The 22,355-nt window shown below is 45.4% G+C and carries 25 protein-coding genes; 15 read left to right on the plus strand and 10 right to left on the minus strand.

Going from position 1 to position 22,355, the window contains the following annotated elements; all coding sequences use genetic code 11:
- Positions 1-300: transposase (locus BLS58_RS18155; protein WP_176764639.1), on the plus strand; the 300-nt coding region annotated here is incomplete at its 5' end.
- Between the two features lie 9 nt (positions 301-309).
- Here BLS58_RS18155 and BLS58_RS06115 read toward each other — a convergent pair.
- From BLS58_RS06115 to BLS58_RS06125, 3 genes are all read right to left on the minus strand, one after another.
- Complete coding sequence (locus BLS58_RS06115; protein WP_090397070.1) at positions 310-1,902, minus strand: AAA family ATPase; 1,593 nt, start codon at positions 1,900-1,902, stop codon at positions 310-312.
- Between the two features lie 74 nt (positions 1,903-1,976).
- A complete protein-coding gene (locus BLS58_RS06120) occupies positions 1,977-3,059 on the minus strand; it encodes a DNA cytosine methyltransferase (protein ID WP_090397072.1) in 1,083 nt (360 codons plus the stop codon).
- Positions 3,060-3,072: 13 nt separating this feature from the next.
- Positions 3,073-3,846, minus strand: a complete 774-nt coding sequence (locus tag BLS58_RS06125) for a DNA-methyltransferase (RefSeq protein WP_090397074.1) — start codon at positions 3,844-3,846, stop codon at positions 3,073-3,075.
- 491 nt (positions 3,847-4,337) lie between these two features.
- On the opposite strand from BLS58_RS06125, the gene BLS58_RS18160 reads away from it, so the two are divergent.
- The 3 genes from BLS58_RS18160 (at position 4,338) to BLS58_RS06140 (ending at position 5,691) form a co-directional block, all read left to right on the plus strand.
- Entirely contained in the window at positions 4,338-4,622 is a 285-nt protein-coding gene (locus BLS58_RS18160) for an Nmad3 family putative nucleotide modification protein (protein WP_090397076.1), read from the plus strand.
- Entirely contained in the window at positions 4,585-5,184 is a 600-nt protein-coding gene (locus BLS58_RS06135; protein ID WP_090397078.1) for an Nmad3 family putative nucleotide modification protein, read from the plus strand. Before BLS58_RS18160 ends, BLS58_RS06135 begins: the two co-directional genes overlap by 38 nt.
- A 171-nt stretch (positions 5,185-5,355) precedes the next feature.
- Positions 5,356-5,691 (plus strand): nucleotidyltransferase domain-containing protein, encoded by a 336-nt coding sequence (locus BLS58_RS06140; RefSeq protein ID WP_090397080.1) that lies wholly within the window; start codon positions 5,356-5,358, stop codon positions 5,689-5,691.
- Here BLS58_RS06140 and BLS58_RS06145 read toward each other — a convergent pair.
- From BLS58_RS06145 to BLS58_RS06155, 3 genes are all read right to left on the minus strand, one after another.
- Positions 5,688-6,674, minus strand: coding sequence for an LLM class flavin-dependent oxidoreductase (locus BLS58_RS06145; RefSeq protein WP_090397082.1), 987 nt, complete (start codon positions 6,672-6,674; stop codon positions 5,688-5,690). The genes BLS58_RS06140 and BLS58_RS06145 overlap by 4 nt on opposite strands.
- A gap of 18 nt (positions 6,675-6,692) precedes the next feature.
- Positions 6,693-6,980: a DUF3219 family protein gene (locus tag BLS58_RS06150; protein ID WP_090397084.1), complete on the minus strand. Its 288-nt coding sequence runs from the start codon at positions 6,978-6,980 to the stop codon at positions 6,693-6,695.
- 143 nt (positions 6,981-7,123) lie between these two features.
- Positions 7,124-7,717, minus strand: coding sequence for a hypothetical protein (locus tag BLS58_RS06155; RefSeq protein ID WP_143018879.1), 594 nt, complete (start codon positions 7,715-7,717; stop codon positions 7,124-7,126).
- A 147-nt stretch (positions 7,718-7,864) separates the two neighbouring features.
- On the opposite strand from BLS58_RS06155, the gene BLS58_RS06160 reads away from it, so the two are divergent.
- The 9 genes from BLS58_RS06160 (at position 7,865) to BLS58_RS06200 (ending at position 17,618) form a co-directional block, all read left to right on the plus strand.
- Positions 7,865-8,821: an acetamidase/formamidase family protein gene (locus BLS58_RS06160; protein WP_090397088.1), complete on the plus strand. Its 957-nt coding sequence runs from the start codon at positions 7,865-7,867 to the stop codon at positions 8,819-8,821.
- A gap of 381 nt (positions 8,822-9,202) precedes the next feature.
- The gene (locus BLS58_RS06165; RefSeq protein WP_090397090.1) at positions 9,203-10,849 is read left to right on the plus strand and encodes an alpha-keto acid decarboxylase family protein; all 1,647 of its coding nucleotides are present in this window, start codon (positions 9,203-9,205) and stop codon (positions 10,847-10,849) included.
- Positions 10,850-10,972: 123 nt separating this feature from the next.
- Entirely contained in the window at positions 10,973-12,172 is a 1,200-nt protein-coding gene (locus BLS58_RS06170; RefSeq protein ID WP_090397093.1) for a Bcr/CflA family efflux MFS transporter, read from the plus strand.
- Positions 12,173-12,232: 60 nt separating this feature from the next.
- Entirely contained in the window at positions 12,233-12,961 is a 729-nt protein-coding gene (locus tag BLS58_RS06175; RefSeq protein ID WP_090397095.1) for a metallophosphoesterase family protein, read from the plus strand.
- Between the two features lie 101 nt (positions 12,962-13,062).
- Positions 13,063-13,347 carry a DUF1664 domain-containing protein gene (locus BLS58_RS06180; protein WP_090397097.1) on the plus strand — a complete coding sequence of 95 codons (285 nt, stop codon included), beginning with the start codon at positions 13,063-13,065 and terminating at the stop codon, positions 13,345-13,347.
- A gap of 133 nt (positions 13,348-13,480) precedes the next feature.
- Complete coding sequence (dinB, locus tag BLS58_RS06185; protein WP_281240995.1) at positions 13,481-14,584, plus strand: DNA polymerase IV; 1,104 nt, start codon at positions 13,481-13,483, stop codon at positions 14,582-14,584.
- A 210-nt stretch (positions 14,585-14,794) separates the two neighbouring features.
- Positions 14,795-15,502, plus strand: coding sequence for a phosphoadenylyl-sulfate reductase (locus tag BLS58_RS06190; RefSeq protein ID WP_090397101.1), 708 nt, complete (start codon positions 14,795-14,797; stop codon positions 15,500-15,502).
- Entirely contained in the window at positions 15,444-16,916 is a 1,473-nt protein-coding gene (gene cobA, locus BLS58_RS06195; RefSeq protein WP_218126175.1) for a uroporphyrinogen-III C-methyltransferase, read from the plus strand. Before BLS58_RS06190 ends, cobA begins: the two co-directional genes overlap by 59 nt.
- Positions 16,917-16,985: 69 nt before the next feature.
- Positions 16,986-17,618, plus strand: coding sequence for a YusW family protein (locus tag BLS58_RS06200; protein ID WP_090397105.1), 633 nt, complete (start codon positions 16,986-16,988; stop codon positions 17,616-17,618).
- Positions 17,619-17,661: 43 nt separating this feature from the next.
- Here the strand turns inward: BLS58_RS06200 and BLS58_RS06205 are convergent, their stop codons facing one another.
- Positions 17,662-18,099 (minus strand): YaiI/YqxD family protein, encoded by a 438-nt coding sequence (locus BLS58_RS06205; RefSeq protein WP_090397107.1) that lies wholly within the window; start codon positions 18,097-18,099, stop codon positions 17,662-17,664.
- A gap of 137 nt (positions 18,100-18,236) precedes the next feature.
- On the opposite strand from BLS58_RS06205, the gene BLS58_RS06210 reads away from it, so the two are divergent.
- Positions 18,237-18,887, plus strand: a complete 651-nt coding sequence (locus BLS58_RS06210; RefSeq protein WP_090397109.1) for a YkyA family protein — start codon at positions 18,237-18,239, stop codon at positions 18,885-18,887.
- Positions 18,880-20,169, plus strand: coding sequence for a putative glycoside hydrolase (locus BLS58_RS06215; protein ID WP_245723077.1), 1,290 nt, complete (start codon positions 18,880-18,882; stop codon positions 20,167-20,169). The genes BLS58_RS06210 and BLS58_RS06215 overlap by 8 nt, the downstream gene beginning before the upstream one ends.
- Positions 20,170-20,366: 197 nt before the next feature.
- On the opposite strand, the gene BLS58_RS06220 is transcribed toward BLS58_RS06215, so the two are convergent.
- The 3 genes from BLS58_RS06220 to BLS58_RS06230 all read right to left on the minus strand — a co-directional run bounded on the left by BLS58_RS06220 (position 20,367) and on the right by BLS58_RS06230 (position 22,210).
- Positions 20,367-21,317 (minus strand): arsenic resistance protein, encoded by a 951-nt coding sequence (locus tag BLS58_RS06220; RefSeq protein ID WP_090397112.1) that lies wholly within the window; start codon positions 21,315-21,317, stop codon positions 20,367-20,369.
- 12 nt (positions 21,318-21,329) lie between these two features.
- The gene (locus BLS58_RS06225; protein ID WP_090397114.1) at positions 21,330-21,995 is read right to left on the minus strand and encodes an SOS response-associated peptidase; all 666 of its coding nucleotides are present in this window, start codon (positions 21,993-21,995) and stop codon (positions 21,330-21,332) included.
- Positions 21,996-22,090: 95 nt separating this feature from the next.
- Entirely contained in the window at positions 22,091-22,210 is a 120-nt protein-coding gene (locus tag BLS58_RS06230) for a YjcZ family sporulation protein (RefSeq protein ID WP_143018880.1), read from the minus strand.
- Positions 22,211-22,355: the final 145 nt, after the last annotated feature.

Consider the following 22,355-nt stretch of genomic DNA (forward strand, 5'->3'; position numbering starts at 1 on the left):
CAGGGTTCACTTGGGAAGAAAGGGCATTCCGGCATCTTAAAAACCAAGAAAACCCGAAAGAAATTTCTCAAAGACAAAAGTCATCGCATCCAGTTCGTTTATACACCGAAACACTGCTCATGGCTCAACCAAATCGAATGCTGGTTCAGTATTCTGTGTCGGGATTTAATCAACCCGAGAGCTAGCTTTACATCCATTGATGACTTAGCTTATCGCTTAGCTCAATATATCGAATATTATAATCAACATTTGGCCAAGCCGTTCCATTGGACGTTCAAAGGTCGTCCTTTGCAGGTGTGATCACTTATTTCAGCCGTTTTGCACTAGTTTATTATCCAACCATTCGTCCCCGGAATTTATATCAATATATTCAAATTCCCATCTTCTTTTAAAGGCAGTATCTAAAGGGAAAACTCCTTGGTCGGCACTATTCATTGTTGCCCATATATACAAATTGTTTGGTAAGTATAAGTGATCTATATCTATTCCATTCATTCGTAAATACATTTCCATTTCATAAGGTATTGAAATACTATAATCACTAAATCCGTCATCATCTCGATCGAGTATTTGAAACATATCACCAAACACGGCAGCAACATTTGAACGATTGATCTCTTCTATGATCAACAAATAATTTTCTTCTTCATATTTTAATGCTTTGGTCAATATTCGAAGGAATGGTCCGGCTATATACTCATAAGTTACTGATGGCTCGTTAATAATGGGATATAATTCTTCATACTCTTCATCATTTATATTAATTACATCTTCAACAGAATATGGAGTTCTAGAGTATCTTTCCGATTTACCATGTTCTTTATATATAGGAATTGGTTTGTATGATCCTACAAACTGAGCGTAAGAGTAATTCGGATGAAAAGTAACCCTTTCAAAGTTTTCACCAAACTGCTCTTTATCAATGTTAAGCAAGTGACTTTTTCCTGTACCAGGTGCCCCATATATAATTCTGTTGTATGGCTTATCAATAGTATCAAGCTTTTGTATATCGCTGTTTTCTCTTTGGGGGTCTTGATCTAGTACATCAATAGTTATATTTGTAAGAGGCAAATAGTTGTTAATCCGTTCTGTATATTGTTTTAGTTCTTCTATATCCACACCATCGTTTACTATTGCTTCGTTGTCCTGTCTTTTTATATAAAAGTTTAGATTTTGACTTAATATATTGCGGAGAACACGAAGTGGCCCCTTTGGTTCCACTTCGCCTGTGATGTTCACATTAGTTTCACCATTAATTAACTGGGTGTAAATTCCCGATTGAAAGAATTTAATATCATCGTCATCATTAATCTGTACTCTGTAAACAGTTTCTTCCGATAAATGTGTGAATGCCTTTATTAATTTCTTTTCAAAAGAAGCATCGTATTGTAGTTTCTCTTCTGTTAGCCATGTAAACAATACCTTCTTAAAATCTTGTTCTTTAAGACTAATAAGAAGATCTAATTGATCAATGACTTTTGTAAAGCGTAATACTTTTTTATATCGATCTCCTCCCTCTCTCTCCGCACTATCAGCAAGCTTATCATTTTCAAAATCAATGATAACGATCTTCCAAATTAATTCTAAACCTACAATCAGGTGTTCTATTTGAGAACGCACCAAGTTATTATAATCTAATATGTTATTAAATTTATTTTCATCCAAATCGGTCTCTTCTAGCTCTGCCGAGAAGTACTCTTTGATTTGCTCCTTCAATTCATCCTTTAATGCTATTTTATTATCCGCTGCTTCTTGCGAGTAATATAATTCAGCTTTTTCATCGTTTATCTTCCAAAGTACATATATTAGGCTTAGTAGTGGCTTTACTTTTGGAAGAGAAGATTTAATTCCTAGTTTAAGCTCTGTTTTTTTGTAATCATTTATTTTTTTAGGATATATCATATAGATGAGTTGCCTCCATTATGTGCACAGGTAAATAAAAAATATCAGCTTTAATTATATGGCAACAATTTTCTCTAATCAACCTTTCCAGAAACTACTATATTTTCTGGTATAGTCATGTCTCTATAAATTACCTCAGCAATTTTTAGGGCTAGTTTAGGAGGTACTGCATTTCCCACTTGTTTCATTTGAGAGGATTTTGTTCCATAGAATCTGAATGTATCAGGAAAGGACTGGAACCTTGCAGCTTCTCTAACTGTAATGGCTCTATGCAAGAAAGGATGTGTGAACCTCCCGGATGAGGGTGTATCAAATCTGGTAGTCATCGTTACTGATGGTTGATCTTCAATAATTCTTCCCCAAGTACCACTGTAAATGGACTTTGTATGATGTTCCTTCGGTAATGATTCTCTTCCTTTACCTTTTGGAACCATTCTCATCCGTTCAATCGCCAGCTTAGAGTGTTTTGTAGCCACGTGATTAAACAGTTTTGTAGAACCTTTTCTTAATTCGCTTTGATAAAACGAATGGGGTGTAAATTTATATTCTTGTATTTCTTCTCCCTCGCCAGAATCTAAAAAAGCTAAATCCTCTATTGCATCTATTGCTGTAACACGATCTGATGTTCCTAATGGTAAGCTAATATGGCCATTATATTTACCAAGTATAAAAGCTCTCCGACGAATTTGTGGGACTCCATATTCAAACGCATTAATAATGGCAGAATCTAAATTATAGCCTATTTCATTAAACATATCATATATTACTTTCTTGAAATGGCCATTGTTAGTCGTAAGGATGTTGGGTACATTCTCTATTAAAAAATATGTTGGTCTAATGTACTCGACTACATTATAAAAAAACCTAAACAAAAAGTTCCTATCATCTTCTAATATGTTCCTATGTCCTTTTTGTGAGAAGCCTTGACATGGAGGTCCTCCGATAATAACATCGACGTTTCCTTTATATGGATGAAAATAAGAGCTATCTATCTTTGTTATATCCTCATTTAGCATATTAACTCCAATATGGTTTGATTGGTAAGAAAATGCAATATCAGAATCAATTTCATTTGATAGTACTATTTTAAATCCTGCATTCCTAAAGCCATGGGATAACCCACCTACGCCCGAAAACAAATCCATTACACTCAACATACCAATCCATTCCTCATTCACCAATCAAATTTGTTATTTCAATTATGTTATCATCTGAAGCTTGTTCGTCAATTCTTTTCTTGGCTGCTTCATAATAATTTTTTTCAATTTCACATCCTATAAAATTACGACCTAATTTTTTTGCTGCTACACCAGTTGTTCCACTTCCCATAAACGTATCTAGTATTGTATCATTTTGATTTGACATTAATCTAATAAAGTGTTCCATTAAAGCTAGTGGTTTTTGAGTTGGATGTGAAATATGTTTTTTTTCCTTTTTTGTAGCTGCTGAAGTTTCAATAAAATCATGAATAGCTTTCCCATCGTTATTATATGTACCTGTGCGGCCACTGTTAATAAAGTAGATCCAACCCTCTGTAGAATTAATAAAGTGAAGATTCATATTTCTAGGCATTGGATTCGTTTTGTGCCATATTCCTGTTGTCTTATAATAGAAGCTATGCAACTCAGCTATTTTAACAACAGATTCTACTCTGATTAGGGACATAAAGACAATGAGAGTGCCTTCCTTTTTTAACACTCTGTTTGACTCAGAAAAGAACTTCTTCATAAATTCTATCCAGTCATCACTTTGTGATTCATCCCAGCCCGCGTCACCAAAAAAGTTTTCTCGCATTCGTTTTAAATTTGTTTGCCGTTTTTTCATGAAATTCGCTAGGTTATAAGGAGGATCAGTAAGTATGAAGTCAATGCTGTTACTTTCTAGATTGAGTAACGTTTCAATGCAATCACGGTTATATAACGATATAGTTGGTTCAAACTTCATTAAATCACCCTTCTCTATATTATTGTATAAGATTTAGTAACGATAAATTCTATTATATTATAGTTAAGTCATTTTGTAACCAGTTAGATTATTGTTACGAACCATTGTTTGTATTATTATTGTAGCAAATTTCTGTTCGCAAAGATAGTAATTTGAGCAAAGCGATACTTTTTTTCTTTTCATTGGATGGATGAAGGAAAGGAAGTAAGAAGAATAGAGAAGGTTTGTATAAATTAATGTTCTTATCACTAACCATAGGACACAATCACGTATAGAAAGTACATGATGTTCAGGGAGAAATGAATAATAATTTAGGGGTTGCTGACCGTCCTACTTCTCATTTCATTCAAGCAACTTCGGGGCTGTCTTAGTAAGAATTTTGGTGAGGGCATACTGGATGAAGATTTAACGATTCGGAAAAACCGAATTGTTCTAATGAAGGGAGAAGTTGGAAGAGAAATTTCATTTTTTACAAGTAGTAGGGGTGTTTCATGTCCCGAAAAGTCATCCTCAGCAGAAAAGGTTTTGATGGATCCGCAGGCGGCAAACCGAGTCCGATTTTGGATAACAAGTTCGTGTCTTTGCCCATTCCAAGAGCAGAATCTGGTATTTTTTATAAAGATTTATCGTTGTCTTCAGAGGGAAATTACCTGAAGATAATGAAATATTTAGGGATCAAAATGTTTTCCGAAGCGAATTTAGACCCTGATTTGCAACGCTCGCTCTTGGAAGAACGTCATGAAGGAATGGCGAGGTTTATTTGGGCAATCCGGTAATTCGCTGGGGACGTTACGTTATCGGGATGTCGGGGAAGGGGATATTTTTCTTTTCTTCGGGTGGTTTAAGGAAGCAAGGAAAGAAGATGGCGTTTGGAAGTATGTCCCTCATGCCCCCAATATACACGCACTATATGGGTATTTGGAAGTTGATCGTGAACTGGATATCAAGGCAGGGGATCTAGTTCCTCCATGGGCAGCCTATCATCCTCATATAAAAAACAGTCATGAGCACAGAATAGGCGGAAATAGTGTGTATATGGCAACTTCAGAGTTCAGCAAAAATACCGAACAGCCAGGGTGGGGTTGTTTTCACTACGATCCACGGCTTGTCCTTACCAATGAAGACAAAACTGCACGTTCATTTTGGAAGTTGCCCGCTTGCTTTCAGGGAGAGCAAGATCAATTCACTTCCGGAATAAGAACATGGAATGTGCTGCCCGACGGTATGATTGAAATGCAAACCATCGGAAGGGGAGATCAGGAAATGTATGTAAGCAGCAATCCGGAGGTTGTTAAGTGGGCGGAGGAGTTAATTATGAATTGTACGGTTTATGAATAGAACGAGACTCGAATGCTAATGTATCAAGGTGGCCTGATGGTGCCGAGGAGTATGGTGATTGATACAGAGAAAATCATATTTTATTGGTTAGAGCGGAAAGGGATTATATTTTCGTAAGATTCCGAAGCGTTTACCGCAAAATATATTTAAAAAAATAAAGGAGATACGCTCATGGCTCGAAGCAGAATTGGACAGGAAATAGAACAGGTTGTTCAAGCGTATACGGAGCATTTGGAACAAGAATTATCACTTCGACATGTTTATATTTATGGGTCATACGTAAATGGTGATGCTACTGAAGATAGCGATATTGATGTGGCGGTTGTCGCTGATGACTTTACGGGGGATGTCATTGAAGATACGATGCGTCTGATGAGAATTCGCAGGAAGGTGGATGTCCGTATTGAACCTCACCCGTTTCAGATTGAGGAGTTTCAATCGGATCATCCGTTCGTCAAAGAAATAATTGAAAACGGCTATGAAGTGTTTTCACAGCCGGTGTATTAGATAGTCAGGGATAATTCCCTGCCGATAAGTTCATACGACCGCACGCGATCGTCCGGATCATATGTGGTCGTCATGATCATGATTTCGTCTGCATGGTACGTCTTTTGCATTTCTTTGATTTGTGCCTTTACTTCTTGCGGATCGCCGATGATCATCTGCTGTTTCATGTCTGCAAATCTTTCTTTTTCCTTATCCGTCAGCGGATAGTCCCTGGCTGTCTGAATCGAGGGTATGCCTTCTTCGCCTTCGCCTTTATCCCGCTGCAATTGCCAAATGAGTGAGCTTAGAGCGATGTCTTCCGCTTTTGCTGTCGTTTCTGCACAGACGGCGGATATGGTTACGATGACTTGCGGCGTTTGCCCTTGTTTTCTGGGCGTGAAAGCATCCAAATATTTTCGAGTGCTGGCAGGTCCATCTGCATCGCTCATGAACTGCCCGAACACATAGTTCACCCCATTTTCGCCTGCAAGTAAGGCACTTTTTTCACTCGTACCAAGCATCCAGGGCGTGGGCGGGACGTCAGGGAGTGGAGAGGCAGAGACTTTTGGATCCTGTCTGTCCAAATAATGGAGCAGTTCTTTTACTAAATCAGGCATCTTATAGACGTTTTGCAAAAAGTTATCATTTAAAGCATTCGTCACTTCTGCAGAGCCGCCCGGGGCGCGGCCGATACCTAGATCAATCCGATCCGGAAATAGTGTCGCTAGTTGGTTGTGGACTTCTGCGACTTTGTACGGTTTGTAGTGGGGCAGCAAAATAGTGCCGGTGCCGAGGCGAATCGTGTTCGTTTTTGCGCCAATGTAACCTAACATGACCTCAGGCGCTGCAGAGGCAAGTCCCGGCAAATCATGATGTTCGGTCATCCAGAAACGTTCATATCCCAGCCTTTCACCCGCTTGTGCCAGCAGCATTGATTCATTCAGTGCCTCTTCAGCCGTTTGATTCGACGAAATCGGAGATTGATCCAATATGCTTAGCTTCATGAATGCACGCCTTCTTTCTTAGCTGTTAACTTCGATTAAACTTAATGTATAATCTCCCACTTGTCCCTCGATATATAAGTTCGTAATCGAGGTAAAATATTGCTGGATCGTCCCTCGGAAGGCTAGATCTCTCTCCGGCACTTTTATATCAAACGTCCCTTCATATAGCAGAGTGGTGATGTCGTGATATTCCGTGCTCGTCACTTTAAACTCAATGGTGATTTTATATAAGCCATCGACATTTTCTTCTTCATCATAGCTCTCAACTTTAATGGGGTAGTTATTTAGTAGGACTTCGTTAACCATAAGAACCATCCTCTCTTTCCTAAGGAAAAGGATAGCACTTAGGCAATCGCGAGGCAAAATATATGCGTGAACCTAAAGTGGTTGGAGGTGGAGCGTTGTCGGGGAGGCATGCGTCTGTTCGCATCGCACTTGGGGTTTGTTTTTTAACCAGAACGTCGTTGCAGCTTGTCCAGCTCTCGGTCGTGTTCACCGATTTTTCGGTCAAAATAGACAAAGTCTTCTTTGGTGGCGGTGTTGTTTTTAACGGCATTCAAATCGATTCTTATCGTCTCTACATCTGATCCCAGCGCGTCTAACTTTGCCGCTGTTTCTTCTAGGCCGTTGCGAAGAGCTCGTGTGATTTGCTGTAGTTCTGAGATTGACTCCCGCATGCCAGTCTGAGATATCTGTAACTCAGATATTGACTCCCGTATGCCGGTTTGTGATGTCTGTAACTCAGATATTGACTCCCGTATGCCGGTCTGTGATGTCTGTAGCTCAGATATTGATTCCCGTATGCCAGTATTGGATGTCTGGAGCTCTGTAATAGATTCCTGCATGCCGGCCTGAGATTTTTGAAGCTCTGAAATGGAGTCCCGCATACCAGCCTGAGATTTCTGCAGCTCTGAGATGGACCCTCGCATGTCGGTCTGGGAGTTGTGCAATTCTGTAATAGATTCCTGTATGCCGGCCTGGGATTTCTGCATTTCTGTAACAGCTTCAATCAATGTTTCAATTTTCTGTTCGATTGTGCTCATATATATCGTCCTTTCTATGTTTGTACTCATTGTATCATCTTTTCATCCTTGCGGGGGAATTTTTCGTTTAATAACGAGAGCGTTGGTTCCGGGTTGGTATAATGAATGATAGAAATTGAACGATTATTATACTGAGGAGTGTCAAACATGACCATTCACCACCATCATCACGCGTACACGACCATTCATGATTTTGTCTCTCACAAGCATTATGGCTGGGACAATGCTCTTGCACCTATCGCAGAGGTAGATGCTGGACAGACGGTAAACTATCAAATTACAGAAGCTTCGGACGGGCAATTTACGAAGCATTCGACGGTAGATGACGTAAAAAATATTGATTTCGGCAAAGTGAACCCGGTGGCCGGTCCTATTTATGTGAAAGGTGCCGAGCCGGGTGATACGTTGGAAGTGGAAATGCTCGATTTTCGTCATTTGGAGTGGGGTTGGACGGCGCTGATTCCGGGCTTCGGGTTGTTGGCGGATGAGTTTGAAAACCCGGCCATCAAGACGTTTGATTTGACGGGAGCGCATAAAACGGAATTTTTGGATGGGATCGATATCTTTTTAAAACCTTTTCCGGGGACAGCCGGCGTTGCCCTTCCTGAAAAAGGGAATTTCAGTGTCGTGCCTCCGCGAAAGAATGGCGGAAATGTGGATATTCGCCATCTTACACGCGGCACTAAATTATACCTGCCGGTTTGGGTAGAGGGCGCCTTGTTTTCGATTGGGGATACTCACGCAGCCCAGGGGGATGGAGAAGTGTGCGGAACAGCTATCGAAGCATCGATGGAAGCTTCCGTCCGCTTCAAGCTGCACAAAGGGAAATCGATCGCCGAACCGCGCTATGAAATCCCCGGGCCGCCAACGCCGGAAGCCGATAGCCGCGGGTATTATGTCACTACGGGGCATGGGGAAGATTTTATGACCGCATCCAAAAACGCGATCCGTTATATGGTCGAACACCTGGTGGATACGTATAAAATGACTGATGAAGAAGCGTATATGCTCTGTAGCATTGCGGTGGATCTGCGCATAAGCGAAATCGTCAATATGCCGCATTGCCTTGTTTCCGCGTTTTTGCCGAATAGTATTTTTAGGTGACATGAGCAGGGGATTTTTTCCTGGAATGCGGAATCGAGTTTCTGATCCCTCTCGTGTCAGCTCCCCTGGCTTTAGAAGGATCACAGCGAGCCTCTGATCCCTCACGGGTCGGTTCCCCTGGCTTTAGAGGGATCACAGCGAGCCTCTGATCCCTCACGGATCGGCCCCCCTGGCGTTTGAGGGATCACAGCGAGCCTCTGACCCCTCACGGATCGGCCCCCTAGCTTTAGAGGGATCACACCGCGCATCTGATCCCTCACGGGTCTATCTCTCTTTAATTCTTTGGTTTTACCTTGTCTTGTTTTTGCCTATGTGTGTAACGATCTTGATAATGGGGAACACCTAACTAAAGACCGTTACAGATAGGAGTGATTGGCTACGATGACAGTGACCGTCGGCGAATTTTTATTTCAATGTCTAGAGCGGGAGGGTATGACCGAAATTTTCGGCGTGCCGGGGGATTTTAATTTTCCATTACTGGATACGCTTGAAGGTTATGAAGGCATCGATTTAATCGATAACCGCAATGAGTTGAATGCCGGGTATGCAGCGGATGGCTATGCCCATGTGAAGGGGATGGCCGCGCTGATTACGACCTTTGACGTGGGCGAGCTGAGTGCCAGCAACGCCATTGCCGGGGCTTACAGCGAAAATATTCCGCTTATACATATTGTCGGCTCACCGGATTCGAATGATCAAAAAGCGGAGCGTAAGATCCATCACAGCTTGATGAACGGGGATTTTGACGTGTTCCGAAAAGTCCATGAACACATCACCGCTTACGCTGTTAAAATAACGGCGGACAACGCCGGGATCGAGATTCCGAGAGCGATTCGGATCGCTAAAGAAAACAAGAAACCGGTCTATCTTGATTTTCCCATGGATCAGGTTCTGGAGCCTGTCGGTCCGAGTAAGGATGAAGAGAACGAGGAGGGTACGGACAGTGAGCCATTGCATGCCGCATTGGAGCAGGCGAAGCAGCAGCTCGATCAGGCGGGCAACACTGTCCTGCTCGTCGATTTCAACACCTTGCGCTATGATTTGGAGTCTCACGTGCAAGCCCTTGCTGAAAAAATGAATGTTCCGGTGGCGCAAATGCTGCAGGGAAAAAGCGGGTTCGACGAAGAACATCCCCAGTACATCGGGATGTACGCCGGCGCCCTGGGCGATCAGGATGTCCGCGCCAAGGTGGAAGAGGCTGATTGTATCATCGCAGTTGGGTTGTTATGGTCTGACTTTAACATGGCAAAATATACCGCGGATTTGGATACTGAAAAGATGATCGTCGTTCATCCGCGATCCATGGCCGTTGCTGAAAGGGAATACGAAAATATTTATGCTGTGGATGCGCTGAAAGCATTGCAGGAATGGGATTATCGCGAGGAGGGCGCGGTAGAACGGATAACCTCAATCTATGATGAAGTGGTCGGTGCGCCGGAAGAAAAGCTGGCGGCAGCCACGTATTATCCGCGCTTTCAGAACATGCTCAAACAGGATGATGTCATGATCATTGATACCGGCACTCTTTCTTATGGCATGAGCCAGGTTCGTTTGCCGAGCGGGGCGCTATTCATTTCTCACGGCGCCTGGCAGAGCATTGGTTACGCGACCCCGGCAGCCTTAGGCGCAGCTATTGCGGCAGACGAGCGTCGTGTGTTGTTGTTCATCGGTGAAGGAGCGTTGCAATTTACCGTGCAGGAGCTCAGCTCGCTCATCGAAAACGGCTGCAAACCGATTATTTTTATATTGAATAACCAAGGATACACGATTGAACGGTATTTGAACATCGATCATCCTTATGCCGATTATAACGATATTCCGAGATGGGATCATATGACACTGGCTGCAGGATTTGCGGGCGGGCGCGATCTGTTTAAGACGGAAGTACGAACGAATGGCGAGCTGGACGAGGCTATTCAGCAGGCGGAACAATATGATGGCATGAGCCTGGTTGAACTTATCGTCACGGATCCGATGGACGCGCCCGAATATTTGCATAACCTGCGGGAGAATGAGAAGGAAGGATAGCACCGGTGGGGCGGCAGAAATGTGAAGAGCCCTGCCGCCCCAAAACCGACCACTGGACATTCGCGGCCTTCTCTCTTAAAATAGCGTTGTTTGAATCTACGTTTCTACGAAAGGTCGTTTCCAGTGTTACAGAACCCGACAGGAATACAACGGATAGGCCTGGCGATTTTGCTAGGAATGTTAGCCATTCTCGGGCCATTGAATATCGATATGTACTTGCCGAGTTTTCCGGAGATCGCGGAGGACTTGGATGCCAGGGCTTCGCTCGTGCAATTGAGCCTGACGACGTGTCTCATCGGGCTCGGTGTCGGACAGGTCGTGGTCGGTCCAATTAGTGATGCCCAAGGGCGAAAAAAACCGCTCATTATTTCGATTCTATTATTCGCGCTGGCATCGCTCCTTTGTGCGCTCGCCCCTAATATTACGACGCTTATCATTGGCCGTTTTCTGCAGGGATTCACGGCCGCGGCGGGCATTGTCGTCTCCCGGGCGGTCGTTCGAGATGTTTTCAGCGGGCGGGAGTTGACGAAGTTTTTCGCGCTTCTGATGGTGATTAACGCGGTGGCACCTATGCTTGCGCCGGTGGCCGGCGGTGGCATTTTACTGATTCCGTTCGCGGACTGGACAACGATTTTTTACTTTCTTGCCTTTTTAGGTGTGCTTATTGTTCTCATTATTTCCTGGAAACTGGAAGAAACGTTGCCGGTGGGAAAAAGGAGCCCGAGTTCACTTGGGCATACCGTCCGCACCCTCGGAGATTTAATGAAGGATCGCTCATTCATCGGTTACGCGCTCACGCTTGGATTAGTTCACGGAGGAAGTTTTGCTTATGTCTCAGGGACCCCGTTTGTCTACCAGGATATCTATAACGTCTCACCGCAGACGTTCAGCATACTCTTCGGCATGAACGGAGCCGCGATTATTACCGGGAGTTTTTTGGTCGGTCGGCTTACCGGTAAAATCCCGGAGCGTACCTTTTTGCGCACAGCTGTCATTACGGGATCCTGCGCGACGGCCTTTTTACTCATCATGACGATTATCGAGGGGCCGCTCGCGACGATTGTCATTCCGATTTTTATTTACATGACGTGCATGGGTATGGTCTTAACGACATCGTTTACACTCGCGATTGCCAAACAAGGCCATCGGGCCGGGAGTGCAAGCGCGTTGCTCGGGATGTTGCCGCTTTTGATCGGCGCGGCGGTGGCTCCGCTTGTCGGCATTGATGAAGAAACGGCCGTTCCCATGGGCGCGACACTGTTTATCACTTGTGCGCTGGGGATGTTGGCATTCTTTAAATTGACACGAGATCAGGAGCAATAACCGCTCGTGTTTTACGAATCCCTCTTTTTTTACTATGCTGGTTAAAAGGGGGACGTAACGATGAAGATGGCGTTCATTTCGGACATTCACGGAAACGCGGTGGCTTTGGACGCGGTGCTGAAAGACATTCATTCACTCAATGTCGACAGCATTGCCGTGTTGGGAGATGTGTGTTACAGGGGCCCTGAACCGAAAAAAACGTTGGACCGGATCCGCTCACTGCATTGTCCGGTCATCAAGGGCAACGCTGACGAATGGGTCGTCAGAGGGGTGAGGGAAGGCGAAGTGCCGGAGCAGGCGCGCACTATGATGAACGCAGAACGGGATTGGACCGTTTCGCAATTGGACGAGGATGACTTGAACTATCTGGAGCAATTGCCTCATCAATTCCATTGGGATTTGAATTCCTGTCTGAAATTGCATACTTTTCATGCCACACCCGAGAGTTTATTTGACGTTGTTATGCCCCAGGAGAGCCCGAGCGGATTGAATGAAAAACTCATGGTGGAAAAAGACGCGGATTTGTACTTATATGGCCATATTCATCTTCCGTATGTGCGCTATGTCGAAGGGAAATGCCTGGCGAATCTCGGCAGTGTCGGTTTGCCTTTTGACGGGCAGAGCAAAGCCTCGTATGTCGTGGTGGAAGCGGATGAAGACCGTTTTCGCGTCAGCATTGAACGTGTGCCGTATGACGTGGAAAAAGTCGCCGAACAATATGCCGATTACGGATATCCGAACGCGGAAACGATGCAACGCGTCGTTCGCGAAGCGCAACCGCCGTCATAATAGGCTAAAACACTCCTTGAACGCTCGGGAGTGTTTTTCAAATTTGTGCTTGACTAAGGAACATTAGTTCTGTGAAATAAGGTTAAAGAGGAGGTGAAGAATTGAGCTTGACGAATGAAAAGCTGTTGGATGCCATTCGCGAACTGCAGACAGAAATGACCGGGATGAACAAAGAACTTCGTGGAGAAATTCAATCCTTTAGAAACGAAGTTAACGAACGCTTTGATAAGGTGGAGAAAAAGCAGAACAGCATATACGAACGAGTGGGGCAGCTTTCCGAAGATGTAACAAGGATCAGCGGAACAGTCGAGCATCACGAAAGCGATATTCAGTCCTTGTACAAGCGATTATTTGACCTAAAGGGGAAAGTTGAATCCAGAAACTAGCATTGGATAAACATAAATATAGGCTTGATGTCTTCGCCTTAAAGTGAACGCGCTTTAAGGTTTTTTACGACTTGACAACGGATCGTATGTTCGATATCATATCATTAGAATGAAATCGAAAGGAATAACCATCGTGCATGATTTCCAGCTTCCGGAGCCCTATCGGGATACATCACGTAAAATCATACATATCGATATGGATGCGTTCTTTTCTTCCGTTGAAGAGCGGGATAACCCATCCTTAAAGGGAAAACCGGTCATTATTGCCAAACATCCGAAAAAGACCGGCGGAAAAGGCATCGTCTCAACGGCCAACTATGAAGCGCGAAAGTATGGCGTCCATTCGGCCATGAGTGCTTATAAAGCGTATGAACAGTGTCCGCACGGTATCTTTATCGATGGCAATTACCCGGCTTACAAGGAAGCTTCCTTACGGATAAGGGAAATTATGCAGCGATACACCCCGGCCGTCGAGCCGGTATCGATTGACGAAGCGTATATGGATGTCACTACGAACAACAAAAGAATCCCCAGTGCCACCATTCTCGCCAAACAAATCCAAAGGGACATATGGAAGGAGACGACATTAACAAGTTCAGCCGGCGTCTCTTATAACAAATTCATCGCCAAAATCGCTTCCGACATGCAAAAACCGGCGGGATTAACCGTGATCCCTCCTGATGAAGCGCTTCCCTTTTTAAAACAATTGCCGGTTGAAAAGTTCCCGGGCATCGGTCCTAAAACGGCGGAAAAAATGCACGAACTCAACATCTTCACCGGCGAAGATTTATATCAAATGGAACAAATGGATCTCATTTCCCTGTTCGGAAAGGCGGGCATGTCATACTATCATCGTGTCCGCGGGATTGATAATAAGCCTTTGAATATGACACGAGAGCGAAAGTCGGTCGGGAAAGAACATACCTATTTCCATAATTTAACGACAGACCATGAAATCACCGCGGAACTCTGGAAGATCGCCAGGGAAGTAATCGCTTCCCTGCAACGTGTGCAAAAGCACGGAAAGACGGTCGTTTTAAAAATAAGATACCGCTCGTTTGAAACGTTAACAAGGCAAACGAGTGCACCCGATTATTTGGAAAAGCCCGAAGACATTTATCAGCACGCGGTCGAACTGTGGGAAAACATAGGCATGGCAAATAAAGGCATACGCTTACTCGGGATTACCGTTACCAATTTAGACCCTATTCAATACCGGCCGATGACATTATTTTAAAACCTCCGCCACCACATAGGCGTGGGGCTTTTTTTAGCAGGTAAGAAAGTATAAACTACTTTCTTATCCTGCATAAGTGCAACTAAGGCTTATCGCCTTAAAGGCTTGGCGATAAGCCAAGTTTTCTTTATTGACTTATTTAAAACGAAGGCATAGAATACATATAAATCCGATGAATTTAGTTATGAATAAAACGAAGGGGGCCGTCCATTGTTAACCGTTTCTACGCTTTCAGATCAAGAGACCGAGCATCTTAATGAAGGGGTATTGGTCAATCACAGCGCTAAAGACGTATTGGCCTGGTCATATAGGACATTCGGTGATCAACTCGTGTATGCTTGTAGCCTGGGGGCGGAAGGTATGGTGCTTCTCGACTTGATTGCAGAAGTTCATCCCGACGCTCATGTTGTCTTTCTTGATACAGGCTTGCATTTTGCAGAAACGTATACGCTCCTTGATGAGGTCCGGGAACGTTTTCCAACGTTAAACATAAAAGCTTTGACGCCGGAAAACACGGTGGAAGAACAGAAGCAACAGTATGGTGATCGTCTCTGGGCGAGTCGTCCTGATCTGTGCTGCAAGATGCGCAAATTTGAGCCGCTCGAAAAAGAACTTTCCCACTATACGGCCTGGATATCCGGATTGCGACGGGAACAATCCCCGACACGGAAGGACACTCCTTTTATAGATAAGGATCAGCGTTTTTCCCTGTTAAAAATCTGTCCATTGATCCATTGGACGCAGGAAGATGTCTGGGCCCACATCCATGAGCGTGATCTCCCTTACAATACGCTCCACGACAATCATTATCCGAGCATTGGCTGCGCGCCGTGCACGGCCCAGGTGCTCGATGGTTCCGATGAAAGAAGCGGAAGATGGAGCGGGATGCAAAAAACCGAATGTGGCTTGCACTGGTAGAGTAATGTTGAATAAAGGCCATGTAGCGATTGTAGGTGCCGGGCCGGGAGACCCGGAACTGGTAACGGAAAAAGGAAAAGCGTTATTGGCAGACGCTGATGTCGTCGTGTATGACCGGCTCGTGCATCCTCTATTGTTGGAACATACGAAAGAAGACGCGCGCCGCATTTATAGCGGCAAGATCCCGCGGGGTCATTCGATGCGCCAATCGACCATTCAGGATATGTTGATGGACTTCGCCCAACAAGGGGAGAATGTCGTTCGTCTTAAAGGAGGCGACCCGGGTGTATTTGCTCATCTTGGAGAAGAAGCCAAAGCGTTGCAGGCAGCGGGCATCCCCTTTGAAATGGTGCCCGGACTCACCGCGGGCCTTGCCGGCGCTGTCTACGCAGGTGTGCCGGCAACTTATCGTTCTTTAAGTACGAGTGTAGCTTTGGTGACCGGGCATTCCCGTAAGGAGATGCCGTTGTCTGACGTCGCCATTCCTTCTGCGGATACGCTCATCTTTTACATGGGCATGCGTTATCTTTCTTTCTGGATGGCACGCCTCATGGAAGAAGGCTGGGACGTGCAAACACCGGTTGTGATTGTGCAATGGAGTACGACATCGAAGCAGCGGACGGCAAGCGGCACGCTCATGACGATAGCAGATGAAGCCAATAGAAAAAAGCTGATGAATCCCGCGCTTGTCATCGTCGGGAAAACAGCACAATGTCATCCCGTGTTAAGCTGGTATGAGGCATTGCCTTTGCAAGGTGAATCGATACTATGGGCCAACGATGGGGGGCCTGATCGAGCAGATACGGCCAACGCCTTAAAACGTCTCGGAGCCCATGTCTTTTCCTATCCCGGAGATGTTTTCACATTTAACCCGCCAATGCTCTCGGCGCCTTTGCCGACTTATCAACGCGTACACTTCGAAGACGCTACCAGTGTGTCCTTCTTTTTTCAGTTTTGGGAATCCAGGCGATATGACTTACGTTTATTGCCCGCCCATGTATCGGGAACGGATGATGAGACGAGAAAAGCGCTTGTGGCGCAGGGGCTGCCTCCGGATGGAGAAAATAACCCTGACCTTGTCATCAGCACGCGCGAAGGGGATGGCGAACATGAACATTGGCAAATCGCTGATCGACACCCCTCCGTATTAAAAGAAGATATTTTTTCCCGATTGGATTCGGAAGAATGGATCAACACGGTATTGTTTACCGCGCCGGGACAGATATACGCTCTCGATCACAGGTTGGCAGAGGGCCTGAAGACTTATTGTGCGGATAAAAGGGTTGTCTGTGCAGGGGAAGAAACGCTTCGTGTGTTAAAAACATTCGCTGTAGACATTCATAAATATACGGAGAATCATAGTCACGAAGCGTTGGTCTCGGTGCTTTGTTCAGATGGGATTGTTAGCGGATAAACTGCATAGTTTGCCGGAAGCAGGACAGGATAAGAGCGAGCTTACATCCAGAATTAAAGGAGGATCACCATGCAGTGGAAAAGAACCATGATCGTAAGTCTCGCTCTGCTGCTTGCTGCTTGCGGAGCCCCCGATGATCAAAACGGTGGAAATGGCAACGGAACGGGAGATAATGGAGGCGCAAACGGAAACGGCGAGGAAATGGAAGGGAACGGACAGATGAATGGTGATGAGGCGACAGGAGATAACGCCAACATGACCGAGGACTTAAGTGATGACATGGCCGGCGATGACACGGGCATGCAAGATGAAATGGATGACTTGAACGGGGATAATGGACAAGGAGCTGCTGAAGGAGAAGGTGACGGAGAAACCGCTCTTGACAAGGGTGTCCGTGAAATGGAGCTGGATATTCAGTTCACCGATGATACGGAATGGGAATTCGAATACGAAACGGAAGATGATGGCTCGATTGATGCCGAGGTAGACAGAGACGATGAAGAGGAAACCGAAGGCGAAGAGGCAAGAGAAGAGATCGAGGGCGTCCTGCAGGAAGTACAATTGAACACTGAACAAGGGGACGAAGAAATGGCCCAGGAGTTTCTAAACGCGTTCGATCTAGATGAAGGTGACGTTTATAGAATGGACCTCTATATCGAAATGGAAACCGATGAAATGTTCAACATACAACAAACATTTTAAGATTAAAAAAACGAGGCGCTCAGGCTGCCTCGTTTTTTTTAAATCAATGCACTTTCCTTTGCAAGCGCTTCCTGAAGCGCGCTCGGTCGTCGTTCGTGAACGGTTTCGGCCCTTTCGTTTTTTGGCCGCTTCGTCTCATTTTGGCATGGGTATGACGATTATGGAGCAATGATTCGATATTATCATTCGTGTATACGAAGCCGTTATGATGGAGGACGGTACAGTTATTGGCCAGTCCCAGTGCAGCCAGGCCGTAATCCTGGGTGATGATAACATCATTTGGCTCCGCGAGTGCCATGATGCGATAATCGGCTGAGTCGGAACCGGTGTCAACGTAGATGGATTCCACGCCGGCGGGATCATCTTCGATAGAAAAGTGGTCATAACTTTTTACCAGAATAACTGGAATATCGGCTGATAACGCTTCATCGATCACAATATCATTGACGGGGCAAGCATCGGCGTCTACATATATTTTCACATGTCACCCTCCTCGTGCAAATCTTTCCCACTTTCATTATACACTATTTTTTTATAAAAAAGTCTTCAGACATGGATCAAAAGCTGCTATACTATGAAATGAGCTTTTTCGACGTATTTTTATAATGGGGGATCTTAATGAAAAAACATGTGCGATGGGGCATGATCATGATAGGCGCAGGCGTGTTGGGGATCGCTGGCTGCAGTGAATCGGTCGACATCGAGGATGCGATCACGTCCAAAGACGAAATCGAGGACCAAAAAGACGCTGTGATATCCAACATCAATGATATTTTGGCTTTGGAAGCAGGGATGCAGGAAGAATTTGAAGAAGATCTGGCGGAAAATGAAGCGGAACTTTTTGCCAATCAGGAAGCGCAGGTACTTTCGAGCCTGGAAGAGAGACAAGCTCTTTTATCCGATATCGATGACGCGAACGTAACATTGCAAGTGGAAAATGAAATGATCGGGAATGTGGTCCAGGACGGTGACGACGAGGCATTGCCTGTGGAAGAGCTGGAAGATTTGCATGCAGAAATCGCTTACTTACATAACGCCCTTTCCGATTATATCGCTCAATATGAGTCGGAACTTGATACACAAGCCACTTTTTTCAACCGTTTAGGTGAGGATGATGATTTTGAGTTCCTCACAGAGGGCATCGAGGAAATTAATGATTCCCAGGAAGACATCCACGCCCAGCTTGATAATGTTCAGGACGCGTTATTATCCGCGGAAACAGCCATCGAAAATGTCCCGGACGAAGAAGGAGATGTTAAAGATGCGTAAAAAGCTTTTTGTATTTTTATTGGGCGGTATGCTCATTTTCAGCAGCTACTCTCCTGCGGTCATGGCTGCTGCTGATGATGACGACGATGACACCGGGGACGAAGAGGAAAACGACGAAGAGGAAGAAAACGGCGGAGACGAAGAAGCTTTATTCGATGTAAGCGATGATGACCTGCTCGCGATGCCGAGGTTGATTCCCGATCGTTTTACATATGACAGCGGTGTTGAGATCGAATACCCGGAGGACGGTGTGAAGGGGATTTTCTCGACGGCTCATTCCATGGGAGGCGACAATGCTGAGGATCTCTTCGGCCTGGTCAACGATACGTCTTTGAACAGCATTGTCGTGGACGTTAAAGATGATCACGGGTTCGTCACCTATGAAACGGATTCGGACGATGAGCGTGTCCAGGCCAATACCAATGAAATCATCGACGACATGGACGGCATGATGGATACCTTCGAGGAAAACGACATTTATCCTATCGCCCGGATTGTTGTTTTCAAGGATACAGAGTTGGCCGAGGAAGAACCGGAACTGTCCTTTTTGGATAATGGGAGCGTATGGTCGAACAACAGCGGAGAATCGTTTGTCAATCCGTTCGTTGAAGAAGTATGGGAGTACAATGTTGAGGTAGCAAAAGAAGCGGCCCGGGCAGGGTTTAAAGAAATTCAGCTCGATTATATCCGTTTTCCCGAAGGCTTTGAAAACCGTGACGAGGATCTCGAATATTCCGAAGGGGACTATGCCGAATCCGGTGAGGATAATGTTCAAAACCGTGTAGCCGCTGTTACTGATTTCGTTGAGTATGCCCGTGAAGAGTTAAGGCCTTATGGGGTGAAATTATCCGCCGATATCTTCGGGTATGCAGCGACGGTGGATGAGACACCGGGGATTGGACAGAACTTCACAGAAATCGCCGAAAACGTAGATATTATGTCTTCGATGATTTATCCAAGCCACTGGACACCGCATTTTGGTATCGATCAACCCGATCTTGAGCCCTATAATATCATTGATGAATACTCACAACTGGAAAACGAACTGATGGATGACATGGAAGACCCACCGATCTCCAGACCCTGGCTCCAGGACTTTACCGCTTCCTATTTACCGGATGGCGACTGGATGGAATACGGCGCGGATGAAGTAGAGGCGCAAATCCAGGCACTTTATGATAATGATATTTACGAGTTTCTCCTTTGGGACGCGGCGAATAACTATTCCGAAGGGGTGGATTACGAACTCGATGCGGAACAGGATATCGTCGGGGAGGATTAGTGTGGGAGCAACTAAAAGGAAGATCCGCGTCTCGCGTGTCCCTCAACGAGGATATTTCTTCCATATTGAGGTGCACGGGAGTCGTCTCCCGTCCCTCATACAGGATAATTTTTCCATTCAGGGGTATGCAGCGACCGCAAGATGTGTCCAACTTTGCTCGGCCACCCAATCCCGATTTATCTAAAGCTCGCTTCCACTTACGCCGCGTTTCTCCGCCGCAATAACAGGTGCGAGACGACTGCGAGCACGGGGAGCTCGATCAATGATCCAATCACAAGCGTTAACGCGATAAGCGGATCGCCGGGAAAAGCGGAGACAGCTATGGCTAGGGCAACAGGTGAATTTCTGGCGATGATGGTCATGTTTAGACTTACGGTATCTTCGTACGAAAAGTTGAAAAATTGTCCCATAAACCGACCGAGGAAAAAGTTAATCATAAAGAAAAAGAGTATCGGCACGAGTAACAGCAAAATCACGCCTGCATTTTGTAGCAGGTAGTGGCCTTGTGAGGCGAACATGGCTGTAATCGCGAGCACCAGGAAGATCATCTGACCGTTGGCAAAAAAAGGAAGCATTTTCTGATGAAAAAAGGCCCGTCTTTTACGCAGGAGAAAGCGCGTCGCCATCGCGAGCCCAAGCGGCACCGCGAAAACGAAAAGAATGCTTTCCAATAGAACAGAGAAATCCACGGGAATGCTCTCCCCGGCAAACAACGAAAGATAAACCGGCAGCAACAAAATTTGCAGGAACAAGTTCATCGGCAATATCGATGTCGACAAAGGAACGTTCCCTTTGGCAACGCCGGTAAAAAGCAAATACCAGTCGGTGCAGGGGGTCACCATTAACATGATAAAACCGAGCCATACCGCCGGGTGCTCGGAGAGGAATACCGCCCCTAACCCCCACGCGAGCAAAGGCGACCAGAGGAAATTGATCGCCAGGGTAGAACTCGCAAAGGTGAGGTTCGCAAAAGCGGTTTTGAACTCTTTCACGGGGATAGCGAGAAAGAGGCTGTAGAGCATAAGCATTAAAAAGGGGAGAATGAAGGGTTCGGCATGTGCCTGGATCACGGGGGCTTGTCCCAACAGCAAGCCGACACCTATGGAAATCATAATGAAAACCGTTTGCCATCTTTCCAGTACACTCACTGTTATCATTCCTTACAGCGCGTGGAGCAGGGCTGCATGGTTGTTTTTCGGACTGTTGACGTTAGTAGACACTTGATAGGCTTTCATCTCGTTGGCCGGGAAGGGTTGGAGAAGGTTGGTCGCTTTTTCCGGGTCATTCATCGTTGGATCCAGCCACTTTTGTTCGTGTTCCCGGCTGAGAATGACGGGCATGCGATCGTGAATGTCGCGCATCAAATCATTCGCTTCCGTCGTTATGATCGAGCAGGAGAAAATGTCTTCTTCGCCATCCGTCCATTTCTCCCATAAACCGGCGAAAGCAAACAGTGCTCCATCCTGCATTTGAATATGGTAAGGTTGTTTTTGGCCAGCGGTGGTCGTCCATTCATAAAAGCCGTTTGCCGGGATCAGACAGCGCCGCCATTTGAAGGCTTGCTTAAAGCTGTTTTTTTCCGCGACCGTTTCCGCACGGGCGTTAATCATTTTGTAGCCGATCTTTGTGTCTTTGGCCCAGAACGGAATCAGTCCCCATCGCAGTCGCCCTAATCGGTTTTGCTCGCCATCATTGATGATCGCTAATATGGATTGGCTCGGGGCGATATTGAAACTGGGGTCTACATCAGTAACAGCACTGACATCAATGCCGAATCGTTCCCGGATTTTTTTAATTTGATCGTACAATGTAAAGCGTCCGCACATGGAAAAGCCTCCTGCAAGTTCGTTCTCCCATCACTATATCATATGTAAAGATATGAAGGAGAAAACTCCCACTTATCAGAAGTGGGAGTGGTTATTTACCAGAAGCCACCATAGCCGTGTCCTTTACCATGACCACCATAAGACGTTCCTACAATAATCAGAAGGATGAACAGCACAACGATGAGCGCAAATCCACCACCGGCACCATAAGACATCATTTATCCTCCTTTCATCACGTGTCAGTAATAATGTATGATCAATGGGTAAATAATGAAAGGGCAGGCGACTACACTATATTCGTCATTTTTTAAGCGTTTTGGTTGGAATGGGTGTCGGGATTGGTTATATTGATTCTCAGCC

Origin of the sequence: Natribacillus halophilus, assembly GCF_900100185.1 — a bacterium.
GTDB classification, from domain to species: Bacteria; Bacillota; Bacilli; order Bacillales; family Marinococcaceae; genus Natribacillus; species Natribacillus halophilus.

Bases quoted from the DNA above. Each gene is read 5' to 3' on its own strand.
- BLS58_RS06115 (WP_090397070.1), bottom strand. From the start codon at position 1,902: ATGATATATCCTAAAAAAATAAATGATTACAAAAAAACAGAGCTTAAA.
- BLS58_RS06120 (WP_090397072.1), bottom strand. From the start codon at position 3,059: ATGTTGAGTGTAATGGATTTGTTTTCGGGCGTAGGTGGGTTATCCCAT.
- BLS58_RS06125 (WP_090397074.1), bottom strand. From the start codon at position 3,846: ATGAAGTTTGAACCAACTATATCGTTATATAACCGTGATTGCATTGAA.
- BLS58_RS18160 (WP_090397076.1), top strand. From the start codon at position 4,338: ATGTCCCGAAAAGTCATCCTCAGCAGAAAAGGTTTTGATGGATCCGCA.
- BLS58_RS06135 (WP_090397078.1), top strand. From the start codon at position 4,585: ATGAAGGAATGGCGAGGTTTATTTGGGCAATCCGGTAATTCGCTGGGG.
- BLS58_RS06140 (WP_090397080.1), top strand. From the start codon at position 5,356: ATGGCTCGAAGCAGAATTGGACAGGAAATAGAACAGGTTGTTCAAGCG.
- BLS58_RS06145 (WP_090397082.1), bottom strand. From the start codon at position 6,674: ATGAAGCTAAGCATATTGGATCAATCTCCGATTTCGTCGAATCAAACG.
- BLS58_RS06150 (WP_090397084.1), bottom strand. From the start codon at position 6,980: ATGGTTAACGAAGTCCTACTAAATAACTACCCCATTAAAGTTGAGAGC.
- BLS58_RS06155 (WP_143018879.1), bottom strand. From the start codon at position 7,717: ATGAGCACAATCGAACAGAAAATTGAAACATTGATTGAAGCTGTTACA.
- BLS58_RS06160 (WP_090397088.1), top strand. From the start codon at position 7,865: ATGACCATTCACCACCATCATCACGCGTACACGACCATTCATGATTTT.
- BLS58_RS06165 (WP_090397090.1), top strand. From the start codon at position 9,203: ATGACAGTGACCGTCGGCGAATTTTTATTTCAATGTCTAGAGCGGGAG.
- BLS58_RS06175 (WP_090397095.1), top strand. From the start codon at position 12,233: ATGAAGATGGCGTTCATTTCGGACATTCACGGAAACGCGGTGGCTTTG.
- cobA (WP_218126175.1), top strand. From the start codon at position 15,444: ATGAAAGAAGCGGAAGATGGAGCGGGATGCAAAAAACCGAATGTGGCT.
- BLS58_RS06200 (WP_090397105.1), top strand. From the start codon at position 16,986: ATGCAGTGGAAAAGAACCATGATCGTAAGTCTCGCTCTGCTGCTTGCT.
- BLS58_RS06210 (WP_090397109.1), top strand. From the start codon at position 18,237: ATGAAAAAACATGTGCGATGGGGCATGATCATGATAGGCGCAGGCGTG.
- BLS58_RS06215 (WP_245723077.1), top strand. From the start codon at position 18,880: ATGCGTAAAAAGCTTTTTGTATTTTTATTGGGCGGTATGCTCATTTTC.
- BLS58_RS06225 (WP_090397114.1), bottom strand. From the start codon at position 21,995: ATGTGCGGACGCTTTACATTGTACGATCAAATTAAAAAAATCCGGGAA.
- BLS58_RS06230 (WP_143018880.1), bottom strand. From the start codon at position 22,210: ATGTCTTATGGTGCCGGTGGTGGATTTGCGCTCATCGTTGTGCTGTTC.